Origin of the sequence: Kosakonia quasisacchari, from assembly GCF_004331415.1 — a bacterium.
Lineage (GTDB): Bacteria > Pseudomonadota > Gammaproteobacteria > Enterobacterales > Enterobacteriaceae > Kosakonia > Kosakonia quasisacchari.
In genome coordinates, this window is the sequence record NZ_SJOP01000001.1 from 87,168 (window position 1) to 106,748 (window position 19,581).

Annotated in this window: 19 protein-coding genes, 1 tRNA gene and 1 pseudogene; 11 read left to right on the plus strand and 10 right to left on the minus strand. The window is 48.9% G+C overall.

Features of this window, described 5'->3' with window-relative positions; genetic code table 11:
* Nucleotides 1-128: 128 nt before the first annotated feature.
* Complete coding sequence (gene fimY, locus E0L21_RS00435) at nucleotides 129-854, minus strand: fimbria biosynthesis regulator FimY (protein WP_235855183.1); 726 nt, start codon at nucleotides 852-854, stop codon at nucleotides 129-131.
* A gap of 19 nt (nucleotides 855-873) precedes the next feature.
* Nucleotides 874-1,551, minus strand: coding sequence for a hypothetical protein (locus E0L21_RS00440; protein ID WP_131406107.1), 678 nt, complete (start codon nucleotides 1,549-1,551; stop codon nucleotides 874-876).
* Between the two features lie 274 nt (nucleotides 1,552-1,825).
* Here E0L21_RS00440 and E0L21_RS00445 point away from each other — a divergent pair.
* Nucleotides 1,826-1,902, plus strand: a tRNA-Arg gene (locus tag E0L21_RS00445).
* Nucleotides 1,903-1,917: 15 nt separating this feature from the next.
* Here E0L21_RS00445 and E0L21_RS25150 read toward each other — a convergent pair.
* From E0L21_RS25150 to E0L21_RS00465, 5 genes and pseudogenes are all read right to left on the minus strand, one after another.
* Nucleotides 1,918-2,224 (minus strand): annotated as a pseudogene (locus tag E0L21_RS25150) (integrase); the annotation flags it as partial.
* 148 nt (nucleotides 2,225-2,372) lie between these two features.
* A complete protein-coding gene (locus E0L21_RS00455; protein WP_131406108.1) occupies nucleotides 2,373-2,603 on the minus strand; it encodes a hypothetical protein in 231 nt (76 codons plus the stop codon).
* Between the two features lie 474 nt (nucleotides 2,604-3,077).
* A complete protein-coding gene (gene iraP, locus E0L21_RS00460; protein WP_131406109.1) occupies nucleotides 3,078-3,404 on the minus strand; it encodes an anti-adapter protein IraP in 327 nt (108 codons plus the stop codon).
* Nucleotides 3,405-3,950: 546 nt separating this feature from the next.
* Nucleotides 3,951-4,121: a YnfU family zinc-binding protein gene (locus tag E0L21_RS25155; protein WP_235855184.1), complete on the minus strand. Its 171-nt coding sequence runs from the start codon at nucleotides 4,119-4,121 to the stop codon at nucleotides 3,951-3,953.
* A gap of 282 nt (nucleotides 4,122-4,403) precedes the next feature.
* Complete coding sequence (locus tag E0L21_RS00465) at nucleotides 4,404-4,871, minus strand: Hsp20 family protein (RefSeq protein WP_131406110.1); 468 nt, start codon at nucleotides 4,869-4,871, stop codon at nucleotides 4,404-4,406.
* 950 nt (nucleotides 4,872-5,821) lie between these two features.
* Here E0L21_RS00465 and E0L21_RS00470 point away from each other — a divergent pair.
* From E0L21_RS00470 to E0L21_RS00495, 6 genes are all read left to right on the plus strand, one after another.
* Nucleotides 5,822-6,046 carry a hypothetical protein gene (locus tag E0L21_RS00470; RefSeq protein ID WP_131406111.1) on the plus strand — a complete coding sequence of 75 codons (225 nt, stop codon included), beginning with the start codon at nucleotides 5,822-5,824 and terminating at the stop codon, nucleotides 6,044-6,046.
* Nucleotides 6,047-6,199: 153 nt separating this feature from the next.
* The gene (locus E0L21_RS00475; protein WP_131406112.1) at nucleotides 6,200-6,403 is read left to right on the plus strand and encodes a hypothetical protein; all 204 of its coding nucleotides are present in this window, start codon (nucleotides 6,200-6,202) and stop codon (nucleotides 6,401-6,403) included.
* A gap of 169 nt (nucleotides 6,404-6,572) precedes the next feature.
* On the plus strand, nucleotides 6,573-8,717 hold the full coding sequence (scpA, locus tag E0L21_RS00480; protein ID WP_131406113.1) for a methylmalonyl-CoA mutase: 2,145 nt from the start codon (nucleotides 6,573-6,575) through the stop codon (nucleotides 8,715-8,717).
* Nucleotides 8,710-9,708, plus strand: coding sequence for a methylmalonyl Co-A mutase-associated GTPase MeaB (gene meaB, locus E0L21_RS00485; RefSeq protein ID WP_131406114.1), 999 nt, complete (start codon nucleotides 8,710-8,712; stop codon nucleotides 9,706-9,708). The genes scpA and meaB overlap by 8 nt, the downstream gene beginning before the upstream one ends.
* Nucleotides 9,709-9,720: 12 nt before the next feature.
* Nucleotides 9,721-10,506, plus strand: coding sequence for a methylmalonyl-CoA decarboxylase (gene scpB / locus E0L21_RS00490; protein WP_131406115.1), 786 nt, complete (start codon nucleotides 9,721-9,723; stop codon nucleotides 10,504-10,506).
* Nucleotides 10,507-10,521: 15 nt separating this feature from the next.
* The gene (locus E0L21_RS00495; protein WP_131406116.1) at nucleotides 10,522-12,000 is read left to right on the plus strand and encodes a succinate CoA transferase; all 1,479 of its coding nucleotides are present in this window, start codon (nucleotides 10,522-10,524) and stop codon (nucleotides 11,998-12,000) included.
* Here the strand turns inward: E0L21_RS00495 and srsR are convergent.
* Both srsR and E0L21_RS00505 read right to left on the minus strand, forming a co-directional pair.
* Nucleotides 11,971-12,900, minus strand: a complete 930-nt coding sequence (srsR, locus tag E0L21_RS00500; RefSeq protein ID WP_131406117.1) for a LysR family transcriptional regulator SrsR — start codon at nucleotides 12,898-12,900, stop codon at nucleotides 11,971-11,973. The genes E0L21_RS00495 and srsR overlap by 30 nt on opposite strands.
* 166 nt (nucleotides 12,901-13,066) lie before the next feature.
* Nucleotides 13,067-13,744 carry a hypothetical protein gene (locus E0L21_RS00505; RefSeq protein WP_131406118.1) on the minus strand — a complete coding sequence of 226 codons (678 nt, stop codon included), beginning with the start codon at nucleotides 13,742-13,744 and terminating at the stop codon, nucleotides 13,067-13,069.
* A 208-nt stretch (nucleotides 13,745-13,952) separates the two neighbouring features.
* On the opposite strand from E0L21_RS00505, the gene E0L21_RS00510 reads away from it, so the two are divergent.
* The 4 genes from E0L21_RS00510 to E0L21_RS00525 all read left to right on the plus strand — a co-directional run bounded on the left by E0L21_RS00510 (nucleotide 13,953) and on the right by E0L21_RS00525 (nucleotide 17,824).
* The gene (locus E0L21_RS00510; RefSeq protein ID WP_131406119.1) at nucleotides 13,953-14,378 is read left to right on the plus strand and encodes a GNAT family N-acetyltransferase; all 426 of its coding nucleotides are present in this window, start codon (nucleotides 13,953-13,955) and stop codon (nucleotides 14,376-14,378) included.
* A 281-nt stretch (nucleotides 14,379-14,659) separates the two neighbouring features.
* Nucleotides 14,660-15,196 (plus strand): FlhC family transcriptional regulator, encoded by a 537-nt coding sequence (locus tag E0L21_RS00515; protein ID WP_131406120.1) that lies wholly within the window; start codon nucleotides 14,660-14,662, stop codon nucleotides 15,194-15,196.
* A 371-nt stretch (nucleotides 15,197-15,567) separates the two neighbouring features.
* A complete protein-coding gene (licT, locus tag E0L21_RS00520; RefSeq protein ID WP_131406121.1) occupies nucleotides 15,568-16,398 on the plus strand; it encodes a BglG family transcription antiterminator LicT in 831 nt (276 codons plus the stop codon).
* 28 nt (nucleotides 16,399-16,426) lie between these two features.
* On the plus strand, nucleotides 16,427-17,824 hold the full coding sequence (locus tag E0L21_RS00525; protein WP_131406122.1) for a glycoside hydrolase family 1 protein: 1,398 nt from the start codon (nucleotides 16,427-16,429) through the stop codon (nucleotides 17,822-17,824).
* A 52-nt stretch (nucleotides 17,825-17,876) separates the two neighbouring features.
* Here E0L21_RS00525 and E0L21_RS00530 read toward each other — a convergent pair whose 3' ends face one another.
* A complete protein-coding gene (locus E0L21_RS00530; protein WP_131406123.1) occupies nucleotides 17,877-19,292 on the minus strand; it encodes a DUF1593 domain-containing protein in 1,416 nt (471 codons plus the stop codon).
* Nucleotides 19,293-19,581: the final 289 nt, after the last annotated feature.

Genomic DNA, 19,581 nt, shown 5'->3' on the forward strand with positions numbered 1-19,581 from the left:
AATCCAGGTGAATTTTAAAAAAGAGACAATACCAGGAATAGTTGTAATTGTTGGTTTTATGTAAAAAACATACCCGGCAACTAAACTTGACTAAGTAATTTCTTAGGCAAGAAGGATGGCAACGCCCATTATCCCCAATAGTGATTCGCATCAATCGTTAAGCGATGCAGTAAATGAAGCAAACTTTGACGATCGGGCAAGCCAAGTTGCCTCAACTGCGTGTTGAGGCGATAAACCATGCGATGGTAAGGCAGATTGAGTAGGTGAGCGACATGTTTCAGCGTTTTTCCTTGCGCCAGAGCGGTGAACATCTGCCACTCTACAGCCGGGAATTTCCGCGAAATATCAACAGGCGAGGCTGGAGTCAACAGCGCCTGCCTGAATGGCGTGACGGGGAGATCCCGTTTTAATACACGAAAGGGGCCCGCAGCGCGCAGGAAGTTAAACAGTGGCGTGTCACTTTTTGTCGCTAAGAGATAAATATAAAGTTTGCGATTATGCGAAGCGAGCTGTCGCAGTGTTTCCAGGGCGCTAAAACGTGATGTGAGCAGGCTTTCCATATCCACGATCAGATGCGAGAGATGCGGCTCTGCGAACCGATGATGTGCTAAATCCAGCGATGAAAACACGGCATTGCGTTTTCCGGAGAAGAGGCCTCTATTCCATGCATAACTGAGAAAGCTATCGGTTGAAATCAATATCTGGCTGATGATGCATTCAGGCAGGGCGAAACTGAGCTGCTGGGTGAGATGTTCCAGCTTATCAAACACAGGCGGCGGATATTCCCGATAGGGTAAAACTCGGTGATCGGGCCTATGGTGGCGATTTTTTTCCCGGCGGATGACAGTTCGCATTTTCCCTCGCAAGCGTATTTCACTTTTCCTGACAGAAAAGTGTCGGCCAAAAAAATCCATGCGCAAACTGTGCGCCTGGCTGTTGTGCTATATCGCGTTGTGTGGCTGTTTCGCTCCATTTAATGGAGACCATGTGGGCAAATTGACTGGCCTGGTTCATGCCCGGTTTGAGAATATCGGGCGTATAAAGGCACTGCCAGGTTGCCGTTTTATCAACGAGCGAGCGGTATGTATTCCAATCTGTATCAGCAAAAGCTTCTGGCGTTGCTTTGGTGAGATCATCCACATACACCGCGGTGCCGATAGATTGAAGCTGCGTGATCGTTGGGGGGTAGACGATGTGCTGTGCGCCGCCATACGTGAAAAATGTCTGCAATTTTAGTGGCTCAGCCGCTAAACCAGGGCGATATAATATCGGGATGTCCATAAACGACATGGTGTAAGGCTGCGAATTAAACGGCAGCTCAGGCAAGCGTTGTCTCGTTGATTCCGGCAATGTTACGTTTCGCGTCTGGTCGTGTAATAACTGCTGCGCAAACGACAGGGAACCGTGTTTAGCCCTGTTTTCGTTCGCGGGAATAGTTAGCGAGCGGTTACTCACCCCACTATCGCAACGCGCGTCATTATCGCTCTGTATAATCGGTTCTGATTTACGTTGATAATCCCGGCCTTTTTTTTGTTTCGCTCTATTTGTCACGTATAGGCTCCATTACATTAGTTAATGGAAATATTTTGACCTTCATAAAGCAGGGGATATAGGCGCGAATACTTAAAGAGATGTGGGACTTTTCCCAGGAAGCGCTCAGGATAAGTAGAATGGCCAGGTCTTTTCAGGCATAAAGGGGACAGGTGTTGCGAAAATGTGCAGCGTCGTTCACTAAGCAAGCAACCAGCGGAAAATACATTGACTCACCAGGCGCTGACCGTATAATTCCAGGCGTTTCCACCTCAACGGTGAGCATCCACGTAATGCGCCCTTAGCTCAGCTGGATAGAGCAACGGCCTTCTAAGCCGTAGGTCACAGGTTCGAACCCTGTAGGGCGTACCATTACGAATCAAGTACTTACGCCAATTTTAATTCTGTCTGATTTCCTCTCTGCGTCGCATTTGTGTCATGGTTGCCAAAAATGGCATCAATTTTCCGTGCGTACTCGCTCAGGGGATTAGGTGCGAGGTGCGCATAACGTCGCATCATTTCGATACTTTCCAGCCCCCCATTTACTGAAGAGCAGATAGCTGAACGTCGGGCTGTATTAACCCGCTAGCTCATGTTTTTTAGGTTCATGGAATGGGAAATTATCAATGCCCGCTCGCTGGCATTCAGACTTCCGTGCGCGGCCATCACTAACGCTCATTTTCCTGACTGTAGGGTGACTGAATCATCAGGCCTTTTCCTGCCTTAGAGTGTGCGAACACCCCTTTATGTCCATAGCAAGCACCACAGCACTGCAAAGGAAAAAGCGGAGAAGAAATGATTGATATTTCCCCTCCACCTCAGGATCCCGCTTGGGAGGGAGGTTAAATCTTTGTTCCTATAATTCTCGAGGCAATTGCTTTCGCCGCTTCAAGCTTTGCTTTCCCTGTTTCAGAATGCGTGCCAGATTCAAATGCTTTGAAGTTACGCTCAATGTTCTCTACGGCTTTCTCTATGAACACTTGCGGCAATTCTGAGCAAATGGACTGAAAAATGATTTCATACGCTAAAGCACGACACTGCAGGTCATTAATCGCGTCTTCTACTGGCTTCATAACCTCTCCTTAAGAAATACTGTGGCACTCACTGACAAACAAGAAATGTTTTGTCGCGATTACCGATACGAATATTTAATATCGTTCAGTTAGGCAAATAAAACCAGTGGAGCCACAACCAAACCGGATCGGGATAACATCGGGACCGGGCCGGAGTGATGTGTGGCGTTAAGATCGCATCATCAACATGTAAGATGCCTCCAGCGCAGCGGGAGTGTTTCACTCTCACGAGGGCGGCTCGAAACAACTGCGCGAGTGGCATCGATTCTGACAGACAAAGAAAACACTGACCGCCGTTGGGGATAGGCCGGTTTGATGCATTGTGGCGAAAGCTTCGATGATCGGATTGTGACTGGCCCCATAGAGCATTTGGTGTTTACGACAAACAGTATGGGTAAAGAAAGGGGACTGTGGAGCAAAAATGAAAGGCCGGATGCTTATCTTCCCAGCCTTATAATTAATAAAATCATTGCGTTAAATTTTATCTGACGCGCCCTTTAACGCTTCTATATCAATTTCAGCATCGTTTGTTTCAAGCAGCTGAGTTAATTGAATCAGATTGTTAAATTCATTCATAAGTAATTCTGCGTCTGATTTCAGCGGAATATCAGCCGCATCAAGCGCTGCGTTAATCGCTTTTTTTACATTATCGAGCATTTCATTCACGCCACCGTTTTTGCCAAGTGTCAGCAGTAATGCCCCGATTAGTAAAGATTGAGCTTCCACTTTGGCGGCAAGTAGCTTGGCTTCCGCATCCATTTTCGAGATTTTTGCAATCACACCGAGTATCAAGTTTTTCATAAATGCCCCTGTTATTTTCCGCATCACCCCTGAATATATTATGGTCGAGATTTCTATAATGAAGGGTGAAATAGTTTTTGTTGTCGCTATATATTCTTCCGGCCTGAAGCAGGTCAGAAATTTGGTCTAATGCCTTGATACTCATAGAGTTACTGATAATAGGATACAGGGTGCCAACGGGAACCGCCGCCGCGTGCCAACTACGGATGTGGCTCATCACCACTGCGGGCAGCAACATTGAGAGCCCATGCGACACACACTTAAAGTGTGAAAATGGTGCCAACTGATGAGCTTTTTGGTGTGATCCACACCGTTGATGAGAGCAATGACTGGGCAATTCATGCAGTGCTCAGATCGTTTGGCGTTCTGCGGATTGACCCATGCAATCTCTTTTTGCATGCCGAGTTGCGGTTACTTCTGAACAATTATGCTGTCGTGATTCAGGTCGAAAGCGAGTACGAATGACCGTGGCTTTTCATTGTCAGACCTCGCCCAACTCGATAACCGGCCCTGATATTTCGACCGGTTTCTCGACATCGCCCGGTTTTAAGCGAAAGCGGCTTTGTCCTGATTGAAGATTTTACTGCAGTGTGGGCACATTAATGTTGCGCCTTTCTGGACTCTGATGAAGCTGTGTTCTGACTGCTGTGAGCAGTGAGGGCAGGTGCATTTGGTGAGGTAGTTGCGATTGTTTTTTGAGTCTTTGCGTTGTGGCATAGAGTATTATCCTGATAAATGGCCTGCCACCATACACTATCCCTACGCATATTGCCCGTAATCCTTTTCGACTGCGTCAGAAACGTGTGGTTGTTCGTTATGCCGTTCGATGATGGAATCGTCACAGTAAAGAATGACAAACTCGATGTCCGCTTGGCTACATATGTCTGGCGTCGGGGAAAATATCTCTTTGTGTTTATACGCACTGACAAAGAGACGTACCCGGAGCACGGTAAGAAAAAGGCCCGCATGTGCGGGCCCCAGGGAAAAAAAGAAAAGCGATTAAGCCTGATGTTCAATGGCTTTTTGTGTATTTTCAATGGCAATCTTACGCGGTTTTTCGCTCTCGGGAATTTCCTGATAAATGGACACTTGCAATATCCCATTTTCAAGTTTTGCATTGCTCACTTTTGTATGTTCCGGAAGCGAGAAGCTCAGACGGAAATCCGCACGGCGAATACCTTTGTATATCCAGCCCTGCTCGTCATGAGATTCATTTTCCGCGCGTTTACCTGATACATTTAGCACCCCGCCAACGGTCTCGATTTCGAGCTCGTCTTCTTTCCAGCCGGGGACACTTACGTGTAACAGATAATTGCTTGTATCGACTTTTTTCAGGTCATAAGCAGGTAATGATGCAACCGGCGAGTCGCCAGTTAACTGGCTGAACAGCCGGTCAATACGATTAAAACGGTCAGCAAAAACAGAGTCAGTGAAACCGGGAAGTGCTGACAAGGTTTTGAGTGCCATAACTTAACCTCCTGAATAATCAATTCAAAAGCTCAACTTAAAAGCAAGCTTTGCTTGTCCGCCTATATAAATAATTCCTTCACCGTATTTTTCAAGGCCGCACATAAAAAAATTTTGCCTGCATCGAACCGACCGGCGAGCTGCGTGGTTGAGAGCATCTAAAATGGCCGTTGGTGTGTAGAAAATAAGATGAAAGGGGAAAAAGCCGTTAATGCAAACGTACGCTCGCCGCTCGGTTTTTTACGTGGGTCGCAGCATGAGTGGTTCGGGAGGATGTAACTATCTGCTATTTCATCTCAGGGGAAAGGAGGAATTAACGTCGATAAGAAAAGACCCTCAGGAATAGGAAATCCGGGCTGCTCCTGAGGGATGCAAATGCATATTCGTTACGTTTATTAGTTTGCTAATTATTACTTTGCTGGCAATGAGATTATTCTCATTTGTAATCGATTTCTGATAGGCGTTGACTCTCTATGTAATTGGTTTAATTAATGCTTTTTGAACTGGCAGAGCTACGGAAAGTAACTATAGTTAACGCGCTATCATCGTTAACCCTATTTTCCCTGGTGATGTTTTTCTACCGCTCTGTCCGAGCGGTTTTTTTTGCCCGGATTTAGCTAACGCTCAGCATGATAAACATTTCTTTTCAAACGGTATGAAGAGCAAATGAATAACCGGACAAAAACACCGGCGTTGCAATCGCATTTTTTATCTTCACGTTTTCATATCTTCAATGCTGCCACTCGGCAGGTATTTTTTTACTAAGCTCACCGAACATCGTATCTCCCGCCTGATAATTCCTTTTATCGTTGGCGCTTTGCACCCCGCAGTCTATTTCATTACTCGCCATAACTTCGTTTTCCGAGTCTGCTCGCAACGCGTTTACGTTTTCATCCTCTCGCTCAACTGTGTATGCTTGGCCTTTGCTGGTAAACGCGAAGGAGAAGGTAATGTTAGAAGGGTATTTTGATCTTGATGGGGCAACAGGGGATGCGGCGGTAGAAAACAGAAAGCGCTTATTAGCTGTACAGGCAGCGCTGGAAATTTCAAAGGCGGCAGTTTCTGCAACCACGGCCAATTCAGGCATTCGTAGCCAGATGGACTTGCGTAACGTCTCGCAAGAAGTTGCCACCCTCGCCGATGCGATTCAGGATGCGTTAGAATCTGACCTGTAATCATACCGCCTGAGGGCGGTTTTTTTGTTTCCTCTATCTCTCATTTCCCATGACTGATTACAACTGCCGGGACAGGTTTGAATATCCCTGACACTTACTGACGCTTTTTCTCTCAGTATGTTGCCTGTTAACTCTTTTTTGAAAGGTATAGGCATGATGGGAAAAAAGTTAAGCGTAGCCTGGTTTTTTCTGTTTTTAACGTTCGCCTCTACTGCCAGTTCGGCGGCACCCTCTTTCCCACAACTTTCCGGGCAAAATCACTATATACGACACGTCACTGGAGAAGGGGACATTGCAGAAAATCCTGATGAGCATATACAGGAAACGATTGAGCGGTTCTTTTCCCATAAATATTAAATAATCGATGTGCCCGTTCTATTAATTGGTACGTTAAAAGAAATAATCAGAATATAACCTGCGGCAAAAAATGAATTGCCGCAGGTCTTTTTTTGCTGGCGACAATGTTGATAGCGGAAATTACTATTTCTGCCCAGTGAGTTATTGATTTTGAATAACGGAGATGTCTATGGCTACAATGACTGACTGGCAAAAAATCGCTAATAAAGAACTCAGCCGTAAGGGGAAAACCGTTGAATCACTGGTCAAACTGACGCCAGAGGGCATTGCGATTAAGCCTTTATATACTCCTGACGATCTGAACGCACTGGAAATCACTGGTACGCTACCGGGTCTTCCGCCTTATACACGCGGACCGCGCGCCACAATGTATACCGCCCAACCGTGGACGATACGTCAGTACGCCGGGTTTTCAACCGCCAGGGAGTCGAATGCGTTTTACCGGCGTAATCTCGCCGCCGGACAGAAAGGGCTTTCCGTTGCGTTTGACCTGCCAACCCATCGGGGATATGACTCGGATAACCCGCGCGTAGCGGGCGATGTAGGGAAAGCGGGGGTCGCTATCGATACCGTGGAAGATATGAAAATACTCTTCGACAATATTCCTCTGGATAAAATGTCGGTATCGATGACGATGAATGGTGCTGTTTTACCTATAATGGCATTTTATATTGTTGCAGCGGAAGAACAGGGCGTTTCTCCTGATAAATTAACAGGTACTATTCAGAACGATATTTTAAAAGAGTATCTCTGCCGCAATACTTATATTTACCCGCCAAAACCATCGATGCGGATTATTGCCGATATTATTGCCTGGTGCTCTGCCAATATGCCGCAATTTAATACTATTAGCATCAGTGGTTACCATATGGGAGAAGCGGGCGCTAACTGTATTCAACAAGTCGCGTTTACCCTCGCGGATGGCATTGAATATATTAAAGCAGCGCTTTCCGCTGGCTTGAAAATTGATGACTTCGCGCCGCGCCTCTCTTTCTTCTTCGGTATTGGCATGGATCTATTTATGAATGTCGCCATGCTGCGCGCGGCTCGCTATTTATGGAGCGAAGCCGTTAGTGGGTTTGGCGCAACCAATCCGAAATCGCTGGCGCTCCGCACGCATTGCCAGACATCAGGCTGGAGTCTGACGGAACAGGATCCCTACAACAATATTGTTCGCACCACTATTGAAGCGCTGGCAGCCACGCTTGGCGGTACCCAGTCTCTACATACCAATGCGTTTGATGAAGCGCTGGGGCTACCGACGGATTTTTCGGCGCGTATTGCGCGTAACACGCAAATTATCTTGCAGGAAGAGGCAGAGATTTGCCGTACCGTCGATCCGCTCGGAGGTTCCTATTATGTCGAATCTCTGACGGATCAAATCATAAAAGAGGCGCGGGCAATTATCCGCCAGATCGATGATGTCGGAGGGATGGCGAAGGCTATCGAATCTGGGCTGCCAAAACGCATGATTGAGGAGGCATCCGCCCGGGAGCAATCGCTTATCGACCAGGGGAAACGCACTATTGTAGGTGTAAATAAATACAAGCTCGATAAAGAAGCGGTTACGCCGGTACTGGAAATCGACAATGTGAAGGTGCGTAACGAACAAATCGCTGCTCTTGAGCAGATCCGCACCACGCGTGATTCCTCTGCCGTTTGCGATGCGCTGTCCGCGCTTACCCATGCCGCTCAGCACAATGAAAACCTGCTTGCTGCGGCGATTCATGCCGCACGATTGCGCGCGACACTTGGCGAGATTTCCAGTGCGCTGGAGGCAGCGTTTGACCGTTACCTCGTTCCCAGTCAATGCGTTACGGGGGTGATCACGCAAAGCTATCAGCAGGACAGCGAAGCAGCGGCTGAATTCGACGCCATCATTACGCAAACTCAACATTTTCTTGCCGGGCAGGGTCGTCGTCCGCGCATTTTGATTGCGAAAATGGGGCAGGATGGGCACGACCGGGGGGCAAAAGTCATTGCCAGCGCATATTCCGATGTGGGTTTTGATGTCGATCTCAGCCCTATGTTCTCCACACCGCAAGAGATTGCCCGCCTGGCGATAGAAAATGATGTACATGTAGTTGGCGCATCGTCGCTGGCGGCGGGTCATAAGACGCTGATTCCTGAATTGATTAACGAACTAAGAAAATATGGTCGTGAGGATATTTGCGTGATTGCTGGCGGCGTGATCCCGCCACAGGATTATGACTTCCTGCGTGAACGCGGTGTGGCAGCGATTTATGGCCCTGGTACACCGATGCTTGAAAGTGTGCGCGATGTGCTGATGCGGATTAGCCAGCGCCATGATTAATGAACAAAACCTTGATGAATCAATCCGTCGCTTGCGGGCGGGGGATCGTGTTGCGCTCGCTCAGGCCATGACGCTGGTGGAAAGTCAGCTTTCACGACATCAAATGTTGAGCCAACAATTGCTGGACACGATTATGCCCGCGACGGGAAGGGCAATGCGCATTGGCATCACCGGTACACCGGGGGCCGGGAAAAGTACCTTTCTCAACACCTTCGGCATGCTACTTGTTAGCCTGGGAAAACGAGTAGCGGTTATAGCGGTCGATCCCAGCAGCCCTCTCAGCGGCGGCAGTTTGCTGGGTGATAAAACCCGCATGACAGAACTGGCGAGGGCCGATGCGGCGTTTATTCGACCGGTGCCTTCCGGCGGCGCTACGGGGGGAATCAGCCCGCACGCCGGTGAGTTGATACTGCTGTGCGAAGCTGCCAATTACGATGTGGTGATCGTGGAAACGGTCGGTGTTGGCCAGTCTGAAACGGAGGTCGCAGGCATTGTCGATTGCTTCGTTTCGCTGCAAATCGGCGGGGGTGGCGATGAGTTGCAAGGCATCAAAAAAGGCATCATGGAAATGGCCGATATCATTGTTATCAACAAAGATGATGGCGACAACCGCGCGGCAGTTGCCATCGCCCGGCAAATTTACGACAGCGCGCTTGCTATCGTTCGTCACAAATATCCGCAGTGGCGACCAGCGGTGTTGAGCTGTAGTGCACTGGAAAAGCGTGGCATAGAGGATGTCTGGCAGGCAATTGTTCATTTTTACGATGTGATGGCAAAAAGTGGTCGTCTTCAGTTATTGCGCCAGCAGCAGACAGTGACATGGCTACGAAAACAGGTTGAAGAAGAAGCGATGCGCCAGCTTTATGCTCACCGCGCTTTTCGTGAAGATTTCAACCAAACGCTTGATGAGGTGAAAAATCATCAACAAGCGCCGCGCACAGGCTTACAGCACATCCGTGAATACCTTCAGCATCACTATTTTGCACAGTAAAAAGGAATTGATATGTCGTATGAGTATGTGGTTGTAAACATTATTCAAAAAGTGGCTGTCATTGAGTTTAATTACGCGCGCAAGCTTAATGCGCTCAGCAAGGTGTTTATTGATGATTTGATGCGGGCGCTGGAAGATCTTAACAAGCCGGAGATTCGTTGCGTGATCCTGCGAGCGCCGCACGGCGCGAAAGTCTTCTCCGCCGGGCATGATATACATGAGTTACCCTCTGGGCGGCGCGATCCTCTCTCTTATGATGACCCGCTGCGCCAGATCACTCGCATGATCCAAAAATACCCGAAGCCGGTGATCTCCATGGTGGAAGGAAGCGTCTGGGGAGGGGCGTTTGAAATGATCATGAGTTCAGATCTGATCATTGCCGCCAGCACTTCAACATTCTCTATGACGCCCGTTAATCTCGGCGTTCCTTATAACCTGGTCGGTATCCATAACCTGACGCGCGACGCCGGGTTCCATATCGTTAAAGAGTTGATTTTCACGGCGGCACCCATCACGGCGCAGCGGGCGCGGGAGGTTGGCATTCTGAATCATGTTGTCGACGCCAGCGAGCTTGAAGATTTCACCTTGCAGATGGCGCATCAGATCTCGGAAAAGGCACCGCTCGCCATTGCGGTAATTAAAGAAGAGCTACGCGTGCTTGGCGAAGCACACACCATGAATTCGGATGAGTTTGAACGTATTCAGGGGATGCGTCGCGCTGTTTATGACAGCCGGGATTATCAGGAAGGGATGAGCGCGTTTATGGAAAAACGTAAGCCGAACTTCCTTGGGCGCTGATTAACGGAGACGATAATGAAACAATCCTGGCCCCGGCTGAACGCCGACGAAGCGGCAGACATCATCCAGCACAATGATATGGTTGCTTTCAGTGGTTTTACTGCGGCAGGTTCACCAAAAGCGCTTCCCGCCGCTATCGCTCGTCGGGCACGGGAGCGGCATCAAATGCAGCAACCTTTTCAAATCCGTTTGCTGACCGGCGCGTCCATTAGCGCGGCGGCTGATGATGCGTTATCAGAAGCGGACGCGGTCAGCTGGCGCGCACCGTATCAGTCTGCGGCGGGGATGCGACAAAAAATCAACCAGGGACAAATTAAGTTTGTTGATCTGCATTTAAGTGAAGTTGCGCAGATGGTGAACTACGGATTTTTTGGCGATATTGATATCGCGGTGATCGAAGCCTCTGCGTTAACATCCGATGGCAAAATCTGGCTTTCCAGCGGAATTGGCAATGCGCCGACCTGGTTGCGAAAAGCGAAAAAAATCATTATTGAGCTTAACCACTACCACAACCCGCGGGTGGCTGAATTCGCCGATATCGCCACGCCCGGCGCACCGCCATATCGCCACAGTGTCGCTATTTTTAGCCCGTTGGACCGAATTGGTTTGCACTATGTGCAGGTGGAGCCCCAAAAGATTGTGGCTGTGGTGGATACCGAATTACCGGATGCCGGTAACGTGCTGGATGGCGCGAAACCTCTCTGCCAGCAAATTGCCGACAACGTTGTGACATTCCTGCTCCATGAAATGGCGCAGGGGCGCATTCCGCGCGAGTTTTTACCGTTACAAAGCGGCGTGGGTAATATCAATAATGCAGTGATGGCGCGGCTTGGTGAAAGCCCGGACATCCCTGCGTTTATGATGTACTCAGAAGTGTTGCAGGAGTCAGTAGCGCATTTACTTGAAGCAGGAAAAATCCTCGGTGTTAGCGCATCCAGCCTGACGGTTTCCGACAAGACGCTGCGCAACATTTACGACAACATGGATTTTTTCGCCGGGCGTATCGTTTTGCGACCGCAGGAAATTTCCAATAACCCGGAAATCATCCGCCGACTTGGGGTCATAGCGCTGAATGTCGGGCTTGAATTTGATATTTACGGGCACGCCAATTCAACACACGTCGCGGGCGCTAACCTGATGAATGGCATTGGTGGCAGCGGAGACTTTGAGCGTAATGCCTATTTGTCGGTATTCATGGCGCCCTCGATTGCCAAAGAGGGAAAAATTTCTACCATTGTGCCGATGTGCAGCCACGTTGATCACAGCGAGCATAGCGTCAAAGTGATCATTACGGAGCAGGGTATCGCCGATCTGCGTGGGTTGTCGCCAATTGAGCGTGCCCGCACCATTATTGATAACTGCGCGCACCCACTCTATCGGGATTACCTTCATCGATATCTGGAAACGGCTCCAGGCGGACATCTTCATCACGACCTTAGCCGCGTATTCGAGTTGCACACTAATTTACTGAACACAGGATCGATGCTCGGCTGAATCGGACGAACCGTCGCGATCGTCATCAATGCACTGACAGACTTCGGCGATATGCCTATGGTTTTTCAAGGAATACAGATATTCCTGCATATACATCGGTCCGTTTGGCGCATCGAAATATCGCAGTGTGGTGGGGTTAACCAGATGCCAGGCGAAATAAGGGATCACGGTAAGAAACTGCCCGCTTTCCACCGCGCTGATTTTCGCCATAAAACTGTAGGCCCGGTAGATAACGGTTGGGTGGATCCCACAAGGGCGCATGTGAGAATCGAGCATGGCTTCAAAATTCGCGCGGTTCTGAAAACGCATCTGCAACCACGGGAGTTCACGCAACAACTCCTGCGGCTGTTTTTGCTCATAGCGCCGGGAAACTAAAAACCCCAGACGTAGCGGAGGCAACTCGGTGGCAGCGAGGTTCTCCAGACCCTGAACACGTGGGGAAACCTGCTGGGGTGAAATAATAAAATCAAGCTGGTGGCCTAGCAGGTCGTCAATCACGCCGTTGTCACTGAATTCGACGGCCTGGGTGCTGATATTGTCATATTTATCCTCCAGGCTTAGCAGTTGATCGAAAATGATGGTGGGATAAGTGTTGTCGACGCCAATAACGATTTTGTGCGAGCGCAGTGCGGAAGAGTGAAGTTCATTTTCAATGGCAGATAAGCGTTCATAAACCGGGAACAGTTTCTGATAAAGCTCCTGCCCGGCTTTATTCAAACGGATAGTGTTATCTTTGCGAGTAAAGAGCGGATAACCAATCTGTTCTTCCAGCGAGACAATGCTTTTGCCAAACGGCGAGGCGGTCATATGTATCTTTTCTGCTGCTCTGGCAATGCTTTTCGTCTGCGCCAGTAAAATGAAATTGCGTATTCTTTTGGAAATAAAAATAGAGTTGCTCATCTGAAAATCCCTCTCTGACTAAATAACCGGTGCGTATGGCCATCCGTGCCATCATTAGCATGCTATTTATTGCTGCCAGCAATGGTATAACACTGCTGTTTGGCACGAACCAGAGGCATCAATACAGAGTGGAAGAAAAGCCGCAGTTATTTGCGGCTTTTTCAGATTATTTCTTCAACAGTCGTGGCAGTTGGTTTTCCAGTTCAAGCAGACACGCATCCATCATTTTCTGCGTTTCTTGCGTCACTTTTTGGTAATTATTCGCCCGCCAATCGGCCAGCGGCGCGGTTTTCGCCGTTGGCGCACATTCAGCTTTCACAAACGCGCTCAGCACATTGCCATCTTCTGCGCGTTTATAGAACAACACGCGGTAGGCCAGATCATAATTACTGTTTCCTGCAGACATATCTGTGTAGACCAGCGACCACTGCGCTGCTGCAATATACAGCGGCTGTTTGTAAACATAATTACCGCTCTGTTTATCGAGCCATTCGCGAATTTTCACTTCCGCTTTTGGGCTTAAATAGCGCGATGTTGGTTCCGGCATGGAATCTATCGCGTTGCCTTTATAGCTATTTTTATCAAAGGCATCGCCACTGCCCGCACCGCCGCCAAGCGCGGCGCTGAGTAACGAAAGCCCCATACCAGTGCCAGCATGGGCGGGGCTCACTTCACGCAGTTTCACATCAGGGTAGCGGTTGTTATTCATTTCCAGCGGGCTAAAAATGGTGGCAACCTCAAGTGTTGTACCATTGGTGGCTTTTACCGGGTGCGTACTGGTTCCCGCACACCCGGCCAGCAGGGCGACAGAGAGTACGCTGAGCGCTAATGCTTTAATTTTCACTTTTTTTCCTTCTTTTTTCTGTTTACAACGTTTAATCCAGCGGACCGGTTCTGTCAGTGAACATGCTGGGAGGCCGACTTTGAGCAAAAAGTGGTTCACTAAGATAACGGTCTGATTTAAATAAGCTTTAGAGGAGATTTAGCACTGAATTTTCATCTTTATTGGTGCAAATCAAGGAACCTATTAATGCTTTCGTGTGGGGAAGGTCATGGCAAATTATGTGGTCAGCGTTTCAGATCAGGCTGTCGCGGCAAATTTTTTTCCGGTGGAACAAGGCTTGAATGCTTTTAATGATGAGATTACCGGTATCAGCGATCGTAAGCCTTTGAGCGTATTGGTTAAAGATGTGAGTACCGATGAAGTCATTGGCGGGATGATTGGTCGTACTTCACTGGGGCTGCTGTTTATTGATCTGGTTTATCTTCCGGCAGCGCTTCGTGGGCAACGTTTAGGCGAAACATTGCTGCGACAGTTCGAAGAGGAAGGGCGAAAGCGCGGCTGCATCTCCGGCTTTCTTTACACCATCAGTTTTCAGGCACCGGCGTTTTATAAAAAGAATGGTTGGGAGGAGTTTGGTCGGATCGATTGCCTTCCTGAAGGAACCAGTCGGATTTTTCTGCGCAAACAGCTTTAAGGGGCTCAGGAGAACCCTCTCTCGGCCATCACAGGCATTCTCTGAATGCCTGTAAAATAACCATGTAGTTAATGAGGATTTGTACAAATTCGACTCGTTTGCTCTGTTTAAGGTTTATTTATTAAGAAAACATTAGTTTGCATTTTATTTAAGTATTGTTTTTGCGATACGGGTAACAAATTTTTATTAGGTATCATTGAAATCTTTGTGGCAAAGTTTCATTTAAAATGTATTATTGATTATGGGTACTACAGTAAATTCTTATATTCTTTTGTGAAGCAATGAATAAATCTTATATTTCTGAACTGCAAAAGGTGTCTCTGGCATTATTTTTAGCGAACAGAGGCGTCTGTAATATATTCGCTGATAATGAAGGAGATAAGCACACTTACAGCAGCTCTCCTTTCACAAAAGCGTGGTTTTTGGATCATACTCACCGGATACACGTCCGTCATTTTGGCAGGATATGGCGGCTACTAAAAAAGCGTGATACTGAGGCGACAAGCCGCACAATCCTTGATGTTTACTCGCTTTATGTCAGTGATTGCCTGCTGGAGTTACAGTCCGCACCGGTGCTGACGCTGGTTCAGGGCTGGGTGTTAATCGAAGCTTATGAGAAGTGTCTGGCCTGTAGTGATGAGTGCGAACCTGCATGCTGTTTCGGCGAGCAATCCGCACCTTCTTTGCTGGAAAAATATATATATCAATTGTGTTTTGAACCCACTTTGCAATTAGAGTCCGGTTTATTAAAGCAAGCCTGTTTAGTGAGTCGTAATAATTCTTATTTATTAAATAAAACGCAACAGCTTAGCGATTAAGTATTGATAACGTTGTATATAGATAAAGGATTCTAATAAAACATTATCTCTTCTGCTGTATGCCGATGTTCCCGGTAAAAAATATTTGCGTCAATAGCAAAAAATACATGTACAACCCTGCAATGGATTGCACGGTTAGCAGGATACTGATCACACATCCATGATTGTCATCACAGTTCCCGTTTTGAGGGCTTGAGCCGTCTCGTCTGATTCGTTATAAGGGTTCCCAGGGCGTAATCAGAAGAAAACTGAGCGAAACCTGATTCCATTGTTGCCAAGTGTGGCAGCAATGGAGTCAGGTTTTTTTTTGTTTTTTTTCCGGACGCACGCTTCCGGAAAAGACATCAGGATTAAACGGTGAGAAAGCTGAAATGAAAGTAGAAAAAATACTCAGCAATAACGCTGTTCTGCTCATCAATGCAAAACATGAAGAGATCGTAGCCATTGGGCGGGGCATTGGTTTTGGCAAACGACAGGGCGATGGTGTCGACAGCAGCCAGATTGAAAGCCAGTTCGTCAAAAAGTCGGAAGGGTTGGCGGACGTCCTTTCGCAACTCCTGGCGGAAATTCCGCCCCCTTACCTGGCTGTCACGCAGCAGATAATTGCGCTGGCTCAGCAGCGACTCGCGATCACTGTGCAGGACACGCTGTTCCTGGCGTTAAGCGATCATTTAAATTTTGCAATCCAGCGGCAAACCAACGGACTGGTAATAAAGAACTTTTTACTGTGGGACATTAAACGTTTTTATGCCCATGAATATGCGGTGGGGCTCGAGGCGTTACAGCTTATCAACAGTAAACTGGGCATTAGCCTGCCGGAGGATGAAGCTGGGTTTATCGCACTGCATCTGGCGAACGCCAAAAATAACAGCGATATGCAAAGCACCATGCAGAGCGCCACCATCATTAAAGATGTGCTGACAATCCTGAAATACGATCTGCACCTGATCTATGACGAAGAATCTCTAAATTATCAGCGCCTTATCACACACCTCAAATTTTTCGCACTGCGCTTGCTGAACCGTAATACCGTCGCGCACGGCGACGACAGCATCTATCAGGGGATCACCGGTATGATGCCGGTTGCTTATGCCTGCGCGATGAAAGTGAATGATTATGTTGAAAAAAATTACCAGTGCCAGCTCACCACCGACGAAGTGATGTTCCTGACGATTCATATCAATCGCCTGAACGGTGGTTAACGGCGGCAAGATAAAGGAGAAAGTAACGATGCAAATGAGATTTCCCGAGGGTTTTCTATGGGGCGGCTCGATCGCCGCAAACCAGGTCGAAGGCGCCTGGAACGAGGGCGGAAAAGGCGTTTCCACTTCCGATCTGCAACCGCAGGGAATACACGGTAATGTCGTTGAACGTGACGCGAACAGCACCGGTATCAAAGATGTGGCAATCGATTTTTACCACCGCTATCCGCAAGATATTCAGTTATTTGCTGAGATGGGTTTTAAAGTGCTGCGCACCTCGATTGCCTGGACGCGTATCTACCCGAATGGTGATGAAGACGAGCCAAATGAAGAGGGGTTGGCTTTTTACGACCGGCTGTTTGATGAAATGGCGCACTATGGCATCCAGCCGTTGATCACGCTTTCACACTACGAAATGCCTTACGGGTTGGTAAAAAACTATGACGGCTGGAGCAGCCGGAAGGTGATCGACCTGTTCGAGCGTTATGCGCGCACGGTTTTTACCCGCTATCGCGATAAAGTGAAATACTGGCTGACGTTTAACGAAATTAACATGGCATTGCATGCGCCATTTACCGGCGTTGGACTTGCTGGTGAACGCAGCAAGCAGGAGATCTATCAGGCCATTCATCATCAGTTGGTGGCGAGCGCTCGCGCGGTAAAAGCCTGCCATGAAATTATCCCGGATGCCAAAATCGGCAGCATGTTGCTGGGGGGCATTCGTTACCCGATCACCTGCAAACCGGAAGATGTGCTGAAATCGCAGCGCGTAAATCGTGACTGGCTGTTTTTTGGCGATGTTCAGGCGCGTGGCGCTTATCCGGCGTGGATTGGCCGCTTTTTCCGCGAAAATAACATTTCGCTCAATATCACCGGTCAGGATGAACTGGAGCTACAAGAGACGGTCGATTTCATCTCGTTCAGCTATTACATGAGCGGTTGCGCCGCCGCACAACCGGAGCTGTATCAAAGCTCGCGCACCAATATTATGCGCATGATCCCCAATCCGCACCTTGAAAGCTCCGAGTGGGGCTGGCAGATAGACCCGCAAGGGCTGCGTTTTCTGCTCAATGAATTGCACGATCGTTACCAGAAACCGCTGTTTATTGTGGAAAACGGGTTGGGGGCGAAAGATGTTCCCGCCGCGGACGGCTCAATTGAAGATGATTACCGCATCCAATATTTGCAGGCGCATTTGGTGCAGGTCAGAGAGGCGATTGAAGACGGCGTGGAACTGCTGGGTTATACCAGCTGGGGGCCGATTGATCTGGTCAGCGCCGGAACCGCGCAGATGTCGAAACGCTATGGCTTTATCTATGTGGATCGCGATGATGCCGGTAATGGCACGCTGGCGCGTCGGCGTAAGAAAAGCTTCTTCTGGTATCGCGATGTGATCAGCAGTAATGGGGCAACCTTAGCGCCGTAATATGAGAGAAAGCGATGCCGGATGTGGTTAACGCACATCCGGCATTTGTCGCTTATGGCGTCACGGTGACAATCGCGCGGCGGTAAGCGAAAAGTGACGGCGTGCCGTCATCCTGTACCTGCAAAATGATGTGGAACGGTGTGGCGGTTTTGACTTGCGGCGCGGTAAAGCTGGCAGCGAGTGAGTCACTGCTCTCAAGCGTCAGTTCTGGTGCGAAATGGATGCCCATGCTGGTCGCAGTGGGTTCTTTATATTGCCACCAGCGGTAACTCAGGCGGTTGTTATCCGGGTCATGCGAGCCTTTCGCCGAAAGCTTCACCACGTCGCCGGGCTTCACCTGCAATCTCACAATCTTTGTTCCGGGTTGACCGTTGAGCACCAGTTGCGGGTTATGGTTCGCCTTTTTCACCTCGGCGTTAACGCTCCATGCCATACGCGCGGCAAAATCATTCTGGTACGCTTCGCGCCAGCGCCAGATAGTGGCGCTGGCGGTGCGGCGGCTTTTGCCATCAATGCCGGTCACGGTATCAGACGTGCTGGTGCGTAAACCGCTGCGACTATCGGGATTTACCGCTGCGTAACGCCCACCCCAGCCGCCATACTCCGGGTGTTCCGGCGCGTTCAGCCCATTATTTAACAAGTAGAGAAACGAGGGCGTATCGCCTTCCATGGTGTACTCGATCGCCGGGTAAACCGCACCCAGCGGCCCTTTGTTGCGAATATTTTTCGCCAGCCAGTCGTTGTTGACCTGGCGCATATCGCCCCCTTCGGCATATTTCGACGACATACCTGTCCAGGTGGCAATAAAGTAATCATTCCACGCATGAATACTGGTGATATAGCGCAGATCCGGGAACTGTGCGCGGATCCACTCGCCGGTATTATCTTGATCAGAAATGGCATAGACGCGGATCTTTTTCACGAACGCCGCCACTTCTTGCGGTGAACGCGTCGCGCGCACATCATACAGCGCTTGTGCCAGATCGACCGCGCCGCCCCAGACATCAATCCACAACGGGCGCTCATCGTGTTTATCCACCGCGTTGATTATCAGTTGTGACGCCGGCGTGGATTTTCCCGCGCCGACATAATCCATGCCGTAACCCGCGCGGCCAGCACGAACAACGTCGCGCAGCGCGTCAGCGCTGGGGTAACCGTTGGCATGTTTGCGTAAATTCGGCAGCACTTGTTCATACGCATCGATACGTTTAAGCATCATCTGCGGGTTCACTTTGTCGCGTAGCCAGGTGGATGTGGTGGCAACCAGCCCTTCGACATCAAACTCATTGCTGTAAACCAAAAAACGCACCAGCGATTGTGAATCATCGGGCTCGTTGCCGATATCAGACAAAATCAGGATGCGGGTTTTTCCGGACACCGGTTGTTCTGGGGCGGCTTGTGTTGTTGCGCTGGCTGCGCCAAGAGAGAGCGTCAGTAACGTGCTTAATAGCGTTTTAGAAAATGACATGGTGTTTTCCCTATCTTAAAAAACAAAAAAACCTGCTTTCCGTTGCCTGGCGGAGCAACGGAAAGCAGGTTTCGCCAAAGGTGATGTAACGTCCTGTGAGCATGGTTATAAAAAGAGTCGTTCAGGCAGGCAACGCATAATATTGATAAATGTGAGCGGGGTTCGGTATTTCCTTGCCTGTTGAATTCCGGGGCAACGCTATTTGCGTGATGATTTTCACAAATTGATCATTTGCGGTGGTAATTGCCCGCGCGGCTTGTTAGAAAGAGGGCGTTAGTTAAGGACGTCA

Excerpts from the sequence above, each read along its gene's own strand:
- iraP (WP_131406109.1), bottom strand. The coding sequence starts at position 3,404 with ATGAAAAACTTGATACTCGGTGTGATTGCAAAAATCTCGAAAATGGAT.
- scpA (WP_131406113.1), top strand. The coding sequence starts at position 6,573 with ATGGCTACAATGACTGACTGGCAAAAAATCGCTAATAAAGAACTCAGC.
- licT (WP_131406121.1), top strand. The coding sequence starts at position 15,568 with ATGAAAGTAGAAAAAATACTCAGCAATAACGCTGTTCTGCTCATCAAT.
- E0L21_RS00530 (WP_131406123.1), bottom strand. The coding sequence starts at position 19,292 with ATGTCATTTTCTAAAACGCTATTAAGCACGTTACTGACGCTCTCTCTT.
- E0L21_RS00455 (WP_131406108.1), bottom strand. The coding sequence starts at position 2,603 with ATGAAGCCAGTAGAAGACGCGATTAATGACCTGCAGTGTCGTGCTTTA.
- E0L21_RS00510 (WP_131406119.1), top strand. The coding sequence starts at position 13,953 with ATGGCAAATTATGTGGTCAGCGTTTCAGATCAGGCTGTCGCGGCAAAT.
- meaB (WP_131406114.1), top strand. The coding sequence starts at position 8,710 with ATGATTAATGAACAAAACCTTGATGAATCAATCCGTCGCTTGCGGGCG.
- E0L21_RS00470 (WP_131406111.1), top strand. The coding sequence starts at position 5,822 with ATGTTAGAAGGGTATTTTGATCTTGATGGGGCAACAGGGGATGCGGCG.
- E0L21_RS00515 (WP_131406120.1), top strand. The coding sequence starts at position 14,660 with ATGAATAAATCTTATATTTCTGAACTGCAAAAGGTGTCTCTGGCATTA.
- E0L21_RS00495 (WP_131406116.1), top strand. The coding sequence starts at position 10,522 with ATGAAACAATCCTGGCCCCGGCTGAACGCCGACGAAGCGGCAGACATC.
- E0L21_RS00475 (WP_131406112.1), top strand. The coding sequence starts at position 6,200 with ATGATGGGAAAAAAGTTAAGCGTAGCCTGGTTTTTTCTGTTTTTAACG.
- E0L21_RS00525 (WP_131406122.1), top strand. The coding sequence starts at position 16,427 with ATGCAAATGAGATTTCCCGAGGGTTTTCTATGGGGCGGCTCGATCGCC.
- E0L21_RS00465 (WP_131406110.1), bottom strand. The coding sequence starts at position 4,871 with ATGGCACTCAAAACCTTGTCAGCACTTCCCGGTTTCACTGACTCTGTT.
- E0L21_RS25155 (WP_235855184.1), bottom strand. The coding sequence starts at position 4,121 with ATGCCACAACGCAAAGACTCAAAAAACAATCGCAACTACCTCACCAAA.
- srsR (WP_131406117.1), bottom strand. The coding sequence starts at position 12,900 with ATGAGCAACTCTATTTTTATTTCCAAAAGAATACGCAATTTCATTTTA.
- fimY (WP_235855183.1), bottom strand. The coding sequence starts at position 854 with ATGCGAACTGTCATCCGCCGGGAAAAAAATCGCCACCATAGGCCCGAT.
- scpB (WP_131406115.1), top strand. The coding sequence starts at position 9,721 with ATGTCGTATGAGTATGTGGTTGTAAACATTATTCAAAAAGTGGCTGTC.